The sequence below is a fragment of the Planctomycetia bacterium genome (genome assembly GCA_016795155.1).
In the GTDB taxonomy this organism is placed as follows: Bacteria; Planctomycetota; Planctomycetia; order Gemmatales; family HRBIN36; genus JAEUIE01.
Window position 1 is genome coordinate 1 of record JAEUIE010000063.1, and the last position, 10,622, is coordinate 10,622.

Genomic DNA, 10,622 nt, shown 5'->3' on the forward strand with positions numbered 1-10,622 from the left:
ATTCCGGACTTATTTTGCCACTTTTCTCCGCGCGGCCCCGCCCCGGGCTTAAAGAGCCCGGGGCTAAATAGAGTGTTTTTTCAGGGTTTTTCCCGTGTTTCCAGCGACTCTGGCTGATCGCCGTTTTGCTTCGAGTGGGACAAAATTCACCTTTTTCCCACTCAAATCAGCGGAGATGCTGCGCGCAGAGCTTTCATTAACCTCCTCACACCTGACTCGTCAAGCCTCACCCATGCCCCCAGTCCCCTCACCCCAGGCCTCTGAATAAGGTATAATATCCTCATGCATTATCTCACTCGCCCGCCTGGCTCGGAACCAGCTATTCTGATTTTCATCGTCGCCTACCGGGCTGAACGACACATCGAATCCGTGTTTGATCGAATCCCGAAATCGGTGCTCCACGATCCGCGTGTCCGCATCCTCTGTATCGATGATGCCTCCAGCGATGCCACCTCCGAACGGGCCAGCGACTGGGCCCATCGAAACAATGTCGATAACATCGTTGTACTCAAGAACCCGGTCAACCAGGGGTACGGCGGCAACCAGAAACTCGGTTACCGCCTGGCTGTCGATCTTGGCTTTGACTTCACCATCCTGCTGCATGGCGACGGACAGTATGCTCCCGAACTGCTCGGCGAGTTCATCGACAACTGGCGCAAGACGCAGGCTGATGTGGTGCTCGGTTCACGCATGCAGTCGTGGAAGTCTGCACGGGCCGGGGGTATGCCACTCTACAAAGCACTGGGTAACCGTGTGCTGACCACATTTCAAAACAGCTTGACCGGCTTGGGCCTGACCGAATATCACACCGGCTACCGGGGCTACTCACGCCATTTTCTGGCGAGAGTTCCCTTTGAAGCCAACACCAACGATTTCCATTTCGATACGGAAATTCTGCTGCAGGCCTTGCATGTGAAAGCAAAGTTTGTCGAATTCGCTATCCCCACGCATTACGGCGACGAAGTCTGTCATGTCAATGGGATGCAATACGCCTGGGATGTGTTCAAGGCAACGATTGCCTATCGTCTACATCGGCTTGGCATGATGTGTTCGCTGAAGTACCGCGATCTCGATCCGACGCCGAAGCGCCACACTGGCCCGCGATATCTGTCACAGACCAAGGTGCTCAAGTATCTGTGGAAGAATGTCTCGCCAAAGTCAGAACCCCTCACCCCCAACCCCTCTCCCCGGGGGGTAGAGGGGGGACATGGCATCCCCAACCCCTCTCCCACCAGTGGAAAGGGGAGAACTGAGAATCCAGACGGCTCGGAATCTGTGCCACACTTCGACGGTACTCCGTCGAGGTGTGCCTCGGAACAGAGAGCGTTCCCCCGAACCATCCTTGACCTGGGTTGTGGTGCTGCTGAAGTTTCCCAGGAATGTGCCAAGCGAGGCACGCGAACCACCGGCATCGACCGACGAATCCCCGTGCCCGGTAGTCTCGATCAGTTTCATCAACTCGATCTGGAAGCTGATCCCTTGCCGGTCGATCCATTTCAGTATGATGCGATCCTGCTGCTCGATGTACTCGAAGAGTTGAACGATCCGGAAGGATTTCTTAACGCGGTGCGAAATCGAAGCGAAGTGAAGACCGGCCATGACTGGAAATCACCCATGGTAGTGGTCAGCACGCCGAACATTGGCCATTGGGCCATGCGGCTCAACCTTCTCCTGGGCAGGTTTACCTACAGTGAACGAGGCATCCTGGCGCTCGACCACAAGAGACTGTTCACGAAACGGACATTCAAACGATGCCTGCGTGACAGTGGCTACCGCATCGAAAAACTGATTCCTGTCGGCATTCCGTATCACGCGGTATACGGCAACAATCTGGGCTGGTTTCTCGAGCGCATCAGCGATGCTTTTGCCTGGCTGTTGCCGAGTGTCTTTGCGTTTTCCTTCGTGGCGATCTGTCGGCCTTTGCCTGGAGTGAAACAGGTGCTGGGGCAGGCGATTGTGCATCGCAGTGCCGGAGAAAGAAGTCAGGAACCAGTGGACAGCAACCAGAAGGAAGAACTGGTCTCTGCCTCGTTGCCTCGGTAATCATGAAACCTCTTTCATCAACCTGGAATCTTGCATTCACCTTGGGGAAAGGTGTTGAACTTGAGTTGGTCTCTAATCAGAATGAAACGTAATGATCCTTAATCTCTCGTTCCTGTTTGCTTCAATCGTCAGGGAGAAAATTCACCATGTGGAATGTTCTGCTTACACTTCTGTTGCTGGTTCCGTCGGATGGAACAGGCAACTGGCCTCAGTGGCGTGGCCCCAATCGTGATGGCGTATCGACAGAAACCGGCCTGCTGACCGAGTGGCCTAAAGATGGTCCCAAGCTGCTGTGGGAAGCCAAGGGGGCAGGGCGGGGATATGCCAGCCTGGCGATTACTGGCGGAAAAATCTACACACTCGGCGACAAAACAACGGGCGATGATGAAAGCACTTATGCCCTGTGCTTCAGCGAGGCTGATGGCAAACAGCTTTGGAAGACCAAGCTCAGCAATGCCTGGAATTCTGGCCAGCCCGATTGGCAGGGTGCCCGATCCACACCAACCGTTGATGGTGAACTGATTTATTATGTTACTCCGCAAGGCGACGTGGTCTGTCTGAAAACCGCTGATGGCAAAGAAGTCTGGCGCAAGAGCATGTCGAAGGATTTTGAAGGTGGCAAAGGCGACATCTGGGGTTTCAGCGAATCACCACTCATTGATGGCGACAAAGTGGTTGTCACGCCCGGCAAAGTCAAGAACACCATGGTGGCGCTCAATAAGAAGACCGGTGCGAAAATCTGGTCAACTTCGGTGGAGGGCGATGCTGGAGCAGGTCATTCCTCCATTATGATTTCCGAAGTGGGCAACACCAGGGTGTATGTGCAGACCACAGCCAGCAATGTTTATGGGATAGACGCCAAGAATGGCAAACTGCTGTGGAAGCACGTGATTGCTCCTCCCAGGGTTGTTTCAGTGATTCCAACGCCAGTCATCAAAGATGACCTGGTGTTGGCGATTGCCGGGTACGGCAAAGGCTCAGCCTTGCTTCGACAAGTAGCCAGCGGCAACGGCGTTCGCAAGGAAGTGATTTACGATTTCAATTCCAAGCTCGCCAACAAGCATGGTGGCGTCGTTCGCCTGGGTGACCAGATCTTTGGCTGTTCCGATGACAAACCCATCATCTGGTCGGCTGACCTGATGACCGGCAAGATCAAGGAAGGCTGGCAGAAACGAGGAAAAGGCTCCGGTTCTGTCGCCATCACCGCTGCTGATGGTCATTTGTATGTCCGGTTCCAGAACGGTTTCATTGCTCTCGTGAAAGCGGATGCTGATGAATATAAGGAAGTGGGAGCTTTCAAGATTCCACACTCCGGCAGTGCACCCAGTTGGGCACACCCCGTCATCACCGGAGGGAAGATGTACCTGCGCGAAGGGGATCACATTCTCTGTTATGATGTAATAGGGAAGTAGTAGATCAAGTTGATCAACGATTTCTCCCCTCTCCTTTTGAAAGAGAGGGGGGCTTTTTCTGTGAGAAATTACAGATACTTCAATATTCCCCCATAGCGCTTCTTGAGCCATCCGAAACCCAGACAGGGGAAGTACAGGAGCAGAATGATCAATCCCCAGACCAGGTAAACATCAGGCAGGTCGAATCCTTTGGACGACAACCCCAGGCTTTTCTGACGTTGAAAATACCAGTCAGCTGACCCATGAATGACAGGCAGGTGAATGAGATAAAAGAAAAGAGGTACTCTGCCAAAAGTCAGGAAGAAACGCTTGAACAGCGGAATAGGCCATTCGAGCAGTAATAAGAACAGCAGTGCCGGGCCGAGTGTCATCAGCAGGAACAACAGCGAAGGAGGATACTTGGTGCAGGCAATAAATGACATAGTGGTTCGCAGGTAATTGGTCGGTGATTCACCACCTGGAATGACACGCCATTTGGAAGGGTCGCCGTAGATGTTGAGGTAACGCAAGCCAAGGAACAGGCAGATGAACAGCATTCCCAGAATCAGAAGCGTCCAGCGTCTTCGGGTTGGAACCCACTTCATGATGGTCCCCAGGCCGTAGCCTGCACACATGACGCCGAACCAGGGAAGCAGCGGATATAGGCTGAAATAGACATAACCTTTCATTGGCTGAAAAGTGCGGTAGGGCGTGTGGAGCAGATCCCAGAACCAGCCATTCTCGCCGAAGAGGTAGACGAGCCAGGGTGTCTGAGTTACCAGCTTGCTGCCAGTAAGTCCATCGAAATAGTTATGCCCGCCGATGATGATACAGCCCAGCAACCCGACGCACCAGGCAGGAAGCCAGATCAGCAGGGACAATCCAACCATAGACCAGCCGATTGCCCAGATCACTTGCCACATGCCTCGATGGATTTCCCATTTCAGCGACCAGCCGAAGTGCACCACGGTCAGTTCGAGAAAGACCAGCCACAGGCCACGCGTGAGAAGGAATAAGAACAGTTGCTTTTTGGACATGCCTCGCGATTGCGACAGAAACGCCCCGACACCGGCCAGCAATACAAAAGTAGGCGCACAGAAATGAGTGAGCCAGCGTGTGAAGAATGCAGCAGGCGTTGCCAAGACAGCATTCTCTGCGGCAATAAACCCTGATGCACCCCAGAAGTCTTTAGTATGATCCAGCGCCATCAAAACGATGATGATGCCACGGAGACAATCAATGGAATCAAGCCGCTCGGGCTTGAGAGGTGGAGGATGATTCATTCAGAATGATGTATCTAAAGGATGGCGCAAGACCAAGCCCACGGACTGTAGTCCGTGGGCCTAAGTGAGATTGGACGATATCAATCAGGTATTGTCTTTCACAGTCTTCGTCTTGCCGTTAGTTTTCACGGAAGCCACGCCGGCATCGCGTTTCTGTACCGAGGAATAGAGTTCGCTGGTGCCGATAACCTGGTTATTGCCTGCACGCAGGTTGAAGAAGGCTTTGCCATTCTTGGATTCTTTCTTCTCGTAGCGATCAAGATTGGTGCAATTGGTTTGAACCGAAGCAATGCCATTCTTGGCAGAACGCTTGGTCACATATTGTTCGCTGGAAAGAATAGTTTCACCATTGGAAGCTTTGAGGACAAAGTGAAACTGACCATTCTTGCTCTTGTTGATTTCAAACCAGGCTGCCATGTCATCACTCCGTGAAGGTGTCTATTGAAAGGATCAACACCAGTCATGGTATCAGATCAAAATGGAACCACAACTATGAAGTGGGAACAACCAGTGATTTGTTGACATGAATAGAAACGCAAAAAACATAAGTCCCTGTCATAATTCTTCACACCAGGCATCAAGAATAAGCTACCCTTGATCTTGACTCGAAATAGTGTTGGGTAACAACGATGGCTGGTGGCATGGGCTTGTTGAAGCGTGTTGGTCAGGCATTGCTAGGAGGAGATTCCGCGCTGACCAAGACCATCAAGCAAGCTCAGGAAGCGATCCAGACCGGCCAGTTCGATCTGGCAGAAACAGTATTGCAGCAGGCCTATGCCAGCTTGCCGCCAGGCAAGGCATCTCTGTCACTGGCTCATGCCTATCTGAATCTTGCTCAGGCTTATGAAGAAGCAGATTCGAATCGCAAAGCATTGCCATTCTGGCTGAAAGCGGTGGATCAGTTAGAACGCTGTACCGAGGGCAATGCACGCAGCCAGTTCGTAGATACCACACTGGAAACAGCTCAACGATTGATTGCCTTGCCTGATTTGAACCATGCAGAAAAGCTGCTAAGGCTGGCAGCGAAACATGCAGAAATACTGGGTATGGTTCCGCAGCAAGCGGAAATTGCGTTCTTGCGAGCAGTATGTGCTGCCGAAGCAAAACAGCCTGCTGAGGCAGAACCCTGGTACAAACTGGTGTTTCAACTGGCTAACCAGGATGCCTGGCGGGTGCAGTGCAAATCAACCGTGCTGCGCTCAGCAGATCATCTGCTTGCCTATTATCGCAAAACAGGAAATCAGCAGGCTGCCGAGTTGCTGATTGAAGAATTGATTACGTTATACCGCCCTGTGGGTGATCAATTGCTGGTTTTGAATGATCTCTCCGCCACTGCAACCCAGGAAGGCATGAATGATATTGGTTTGATGCTGGGTTTGCGTTTCGCCCATGAAGCTGAAGCTGCGATACAGACCTATCCGAACAATGTCGAACTGGCGTTTCATTACACAGCATCCCAGGTAGGGTTAGCACAGAATTATTATCGACATCAACAAAATGATGATGCTGCCTCGCATCATGGTCGGTTGGGTCTGGATAAAGCCAGAGAATTGCTCCAACAGCCTGACACGCAACAGTATGCAGGTATTGGCTCTGCAGCACTGCAGGCACTGGCGTTGCCTCTGCTACGGTCGGGCCGATATGAAGAAGGCCGACCATTGATCGAGGAAATGCATCAGCAGATTGCAGGACAGTTAGGAGACCGCAGTCCTGAATTCGCCAAGTTCCTCTGGGATGCCAGCGATTTATACAGTCATATCGATTCTGGTTTGGCTTTAACGCTGAATCAGCAGGCAGTAAAACTGTACGAAGCCATCCTGGGAGAACAAAGCCCGGAACTGGTTTATCCGTTACATACGCTTTCAGATCGTTATGCAGTCTACGGTGATCCGTTAGCTGCGGAAGCAACTTCGAAACGTGCCATCCAGATAATTGAGGAAGTCTACGGGAAAGATCATCCAAGCCTGTTGGAGCAGAATCTGCTGGGCAAACACACTTTACAGCTTATGGAAGTGAGAAGCTGGGAAGAGGCTGAATTGCAAGCCAAAAAAGGTGTGACGCTGGCGTATGAATACTATCCACACGAAGTGCAGGCAATTGCATCTGCACTCACTACCGTTTCCGCCTGCATGTATATGCAGAAACGATATGCAGAAGCAGTCGAGCCACTTCGCGAATATCAGCAACTCGCTGAAAGCCGATGCGGGAAACAATCGGAAGAATATCTCGATGCCATGTTGCGCCAAGGCATCAGATATTTCGCCAGCGGTGATTCTACCAAGGCTTGGGATTGTCTGGAAATAGTGCATCCATTAGCAAAAGACCTCAATAAAGAACCAGTTTTCATGTTGAACCTGGCGTTCTTTCAGTCGTTGATCCAGCAGCGACTGGGAAGCAATACCAAGGCAACTTTTTTTGATAACAAAGCACATTCGATTTTGAAAACGACATATCCGCCTGAAAGTATGCCTGTTCGCTATGTCACCACCATTCTCGATCTGATTGACACCGGCGATGCTGCTGGTGTTTTGCACAGCATGGATATTTGGCTCACTCGTGCTGAACAATTACTGGATCGCATCAGTCCGGAGTGGCAGGCCAAATTGATGGAATGTCGAAGCAGACAAGCCTCAGCGTATGGCCAGCATGAACAAGCCTGGCAACTTCTGATGGAAGCTTCTCAAAAACTGATGGATAAGAAATCGGAAGAGCCATTGTTGCAGGCGAATCTGTGGGAGAGGCATGCACTAAGGGCATACCAATTGGGACACCTGGAAGCAGCTGGCGAATCTCTGAAACATTCAACGATGCTTCGACAAACGTTTTTGCCTGGGACATCATTCATCACGGAAGATTTCATCAATCGGATTGAAAGTGCAAAAGAAAGAAACTAATTGAATTTCTGATCTACGGATCAATCCGCAACCAGGTCGATTCCAGGACCACAGTAAGCAACAGAAGAACGACGAAAGTGAGAATCAGCCACGGTCGCAGTTCCACATAATCGGTGACAACGAAACTCTCCATGCGAGACTTTTCCAGTTGATCAATGGAAACTGACAGTTGAGTCAGGCTGTTCCCATCGGTAGCAATCGCTGATTGCCCACCTGTCATGCGTGCCACATCCTGCAAGGCAACTTCGGCACGTTCCTGAGCTGAACGTACCGATGCATCAGCCGATCGTGCTCCACTGAAAAAGATGGTATGTACCCGAATACCCAGTGCCGCTGCCAGTTGTGCAGCCTGCCGAGGCTTGAGTGCCTGCGCATCGATCTCGGCTGGTACCGTATGCTCCCCATCACTAATCAGCAGAACACATCGACTCTTCAGTGTAGAACGTGAAAGTAAGTCAACAGCCAGACCAAGAGCATCGCCGATATTAGTGCTGCTGTCGGGAACCGTGCCAATCGGCTGAATGCGATCGAGAAAATACTTGATAGAAGTGTGGTCCAGCGTAGGCGGACAGACATCAATCGGGCGTACTGCAAAGGTAATCAACCCGATGGCATCGTTGCCTCGGTTGGAAAAGTTGTCGGTGCCATCGAGAAAGCTGGTGAGTGCAGCTTGAGCCGCCTGCAATCGCAAAACTGGCTGACCTTTCAGCAATACATCACGCTCTGCCATGCTTCCTGAAACATCAAGCACCAGCATCAAGGCAATGCCTTCGCTGGGAATTCTGCTTCCCGGGATGGGCCAGCGCGGGCCTGCCAATGCAAGTATCAGTAACAGCGCTGACAAGAATCTGCTTGCAAAAGGCAACCATCTCGCCAGGAATACTCGGGGAGTCTTATGAACTACTAACAATCGGAAATCAGGATGCATTAACGACGGTCGATGCTTTTCACGCCAGTGCCACAATGGCCAGAGTACCGGTAAAAGAATCAGCAGCCAGCAAGCTTGGGGCCATGTCCAGCTCACGGCTGACCTCCAGGCAGTGATTCCCGCAGTACGGCAGCATTGAGTTCCTGTCGTTCCAGCTTAGCATCAGGCCTGGCATACCAGTAAATCGTGCTGGCATACTGTACCTGGACGCCAGGTTGATCGTGTCGAACTTCCAGAACATAGTTGAGTGATTTTGAGAATGAAATACGATCTAAGTTTCTTGCTCGTAAGAGAGATGTAAACCCTTCGTGTCCTTTGCCATCATGACGTGGTTGCGCTCTCCAGGGATGGCTGAATACCGTACGATCAGCAAAGCCAAGACCCATGTCATCTTCGGTGCCTGTTCCCCATAACGATGGAAACTTGGCACCATCAATCGTTACTTTGGTGTCTCCTTCTCCCCACCATTCCTTGACAGGGTTGTGCACCGAGATGAACTGCCCTGCAATGTGCCCTTGTCCCTGGGCTGAAAGCACCAGCCAATCCTGAGGCGGACGTGTATTGAAGGCATTGCATCGCCAATTGGCATGAAAATACAGGCTGCGCTCTATCCAGTTATATGGCACATGGGTTACATTCATCTGGATCGAAATCGGTTGATCATCCAGATTGGATAGTTTTATCGTGGCATGGCGGGCGTAAGGCATCACCCAGTAACTTGACATTTTTCCGGATGCAGTAACTCGCAAAGGCAAAGTCGCCAGTGGATTGGCTCCTGGCGCGGTAGCAAAGTAATCTCCCAGCGGAGATTCCACCTGAGGCAAGCTGGCATCATCAAATGAAATCGTGAGTTTCAGCCGGCGCAATGCCTCGATCATTCGATCTGCCTGTATGGAAACTTCGAATTGCACGATAGCACGGCTTGGATTAGCACCAGGCTCTTCCAGTAAATGCAACTGTTTGGATTCGCCTGGTTCCAGCCGAGACTGAGGAAGTACAGCTTGTTTGACATCGGGCTTATCACCAGCCTGCAGGCCACCAAGACTAAAAGCTAATTCCTGTGGAGGTTTGCCTGTGAGGCTGGTTAACTTATCCCCTAATTCGTGAATCAACTTCTGTTTCTGCACCAGTTCCGCGAGGGAAACAGTTTGGACAGGTGTATCATCAGCATACCGGCGATACTGTATCTGCCATTGCAAGGACGGCTTTTCGACGGCGATCAAGCATCGTTTCTGGAAGGTGATGGGAAATACCAATTCATAACCTCGCCCTTTTTCACAGGCCCACGGTGCTGGTATTAACTTCAATTGCTGTCCCTCGTTCAGATACTCCCATTCGCCCCGCAGAAGATCAATCAGCCTTGTATCAACTATGGGAACAGGTTGATCATCGAGGTAAATTCGGACCTTGCCAGCTTCTCCCGGATTGGACGACCAGAACCTGGTGATGCACCCCGATCCGGAAATATCAGCAAGCACAGGACCCTGTGGAAGAGGTGTCCATGATGACGATGCAATGTACCCACTATGAAGAGGTGCTACGCCGGGGCCATCAAACGAATAAACCCAGATATACCCTGGAACATTCCGTTTATGCCTTGCGATGCCAATTCGTGTACCAGCTGGTAAAGTTCCGCTGGGTTTGCTGCCACGCTGTGGAGGCTGCGAATAGTAAGGAGTTTCCTGTTCTACGGTACCTTCGTACAGACATTGGCCTCTATCGTGGTTGGCAAACCATTTATCAGGACGAGATGCAGTTATACTGTCACGATCATAGCTGCTGAACTGAAACGTTTGATAAGGATAAGGTGAAAGCTCAGTCAGCGAAGATAAGTCAGCTTGCTCCTGTAACAACCTATGCCAGGTTATTGCAGTTGGTTGAGCGGGAGGCTGACAGAGCATGAGAAGCAATAGCACCATTCCATTTAATATAGAACCTCTACCTAAGAGCATCTAACAAAATGAGCTAGTGCTTCTCGTCCAGTCAGGCTATAAGTTTGGCGAGCAAGGAGCACTGCTATGGCCAAACCGATTTTGGATGATCAACTCTGGGCATTGATTGAACCATTGTTACCGGTTCCCAA

Annotated in this window: 7 protein-coding genes; 3 read left to right on the plus strand and 4 right to left on the minus strand. The window is 51.2% G+C overall.

Translation table 11 applies throughout. From position 1 onward, the window contains the following. Nucleotides 1–282 precede the first annotated feature (282 nt). A complete protein-coding gene (locus tag JNJ77_21520) occupies nt 283–2,043 on the plus strand; it encodes a glycosyltransferase (protein ID MBL8825181.1) in 1,761 nt (586 codons plus the stop codon). Nucleotides 2,044–2,189: 146 nt separating this feature from the next. After that, nucleotides 2,190–3,455 carry a PQQ-like beta-propeller repeat protein gene (locus tag JNJ77_21525; protein MBL8825182.1) on the plus strand — a complete coding sequence of 422 codons (1,266 nt, stop codon included), beginning with the start codon at nt 2,190–2,192 and terminating at the stop codon, nt 3,453–3,455. Between the two features lie 68 nt (nt 3,456–3,523). On the opposite strand, the gene JNJ77_21530 is transcribed toward JNJ77_21525, so the two are convergent. Both JNJ77_21530 and JNJ77_21535 read right to left on the minus strand, forming a co-directional pair. Further along, entirely contained in the window at nt 3,524–4,717 is a 1,194-nt protein-coding gene (locus tag JNJ77_21530) for a DUF1624 domain-containing protein (protein ID MBL8825183.1), read from the minus strand. A gap of 84 nt (nt 4,718–4,801) precedes the next feature. Further along, the gene (locus tag JNJ77_21535) at nt 4,802–5,134 is read right to left on the minus strand and encodes a YegP family protein (GenBank protein ID MBL8825184.1); all 333 of its coding nucleotides are present in this window, start codon (nt 5,132–5,134) and stop codon (nt 4,802–4,804) included. A gap of 212 nt (nt 5,135–5,346) precedes the next feature. Between JNJ77_21535 and JNJ77_21540 the strand changes: the two genes are divergently transcribed. Further along, nucleotides 5,347–7,611, plus strand: a complete 2,265-nt coding sequence (locus tag JNJ77_21540) for a hypothetical protein (protein ID MBL8825185.1) — start codon at nt 5,347–5,349, stop codon at nt 7,609–7,611. Nucleotides 7,612–7,624: 13 nt separating this feature from the next. Here the strand turns inward: JNJ77_21540 and JNJ77_21545 are convergent, their stop codons facing one another. Both JNJ77_21545 and JNJ77_21550 read right to left on the minus strand, forming a co-directional pair. Further along, the gene (locus tag JNJ77_21545) at nt 7,625–8,635 is read right to left on the minus strand and encodes a VWA domain-containing protein (GenBank protein MBL8825186.1); all 1,011 of its coding nucleotides are present in this window, start codon (nt 8,633–8,635) and stop codon (nt 7,625–7,627) included. Next, on the minus strand, nt 8,632–10,440 hold the full coding sequence (locus JNJ77_21550; GenBank protein MBL8825187.1) for a DUF2961 domain-containing protein: 1,809 nt from the start codon (nt 10,438–10,440) through the stop codon (nt 8,632–8,634). Before JNJ77_21550 ends, JNJ77_21545 begins: the two co-directional genes overlap by 4 nt. Nucleotides 10,441–10,622 lie beyond the last annotated feature (182 nt).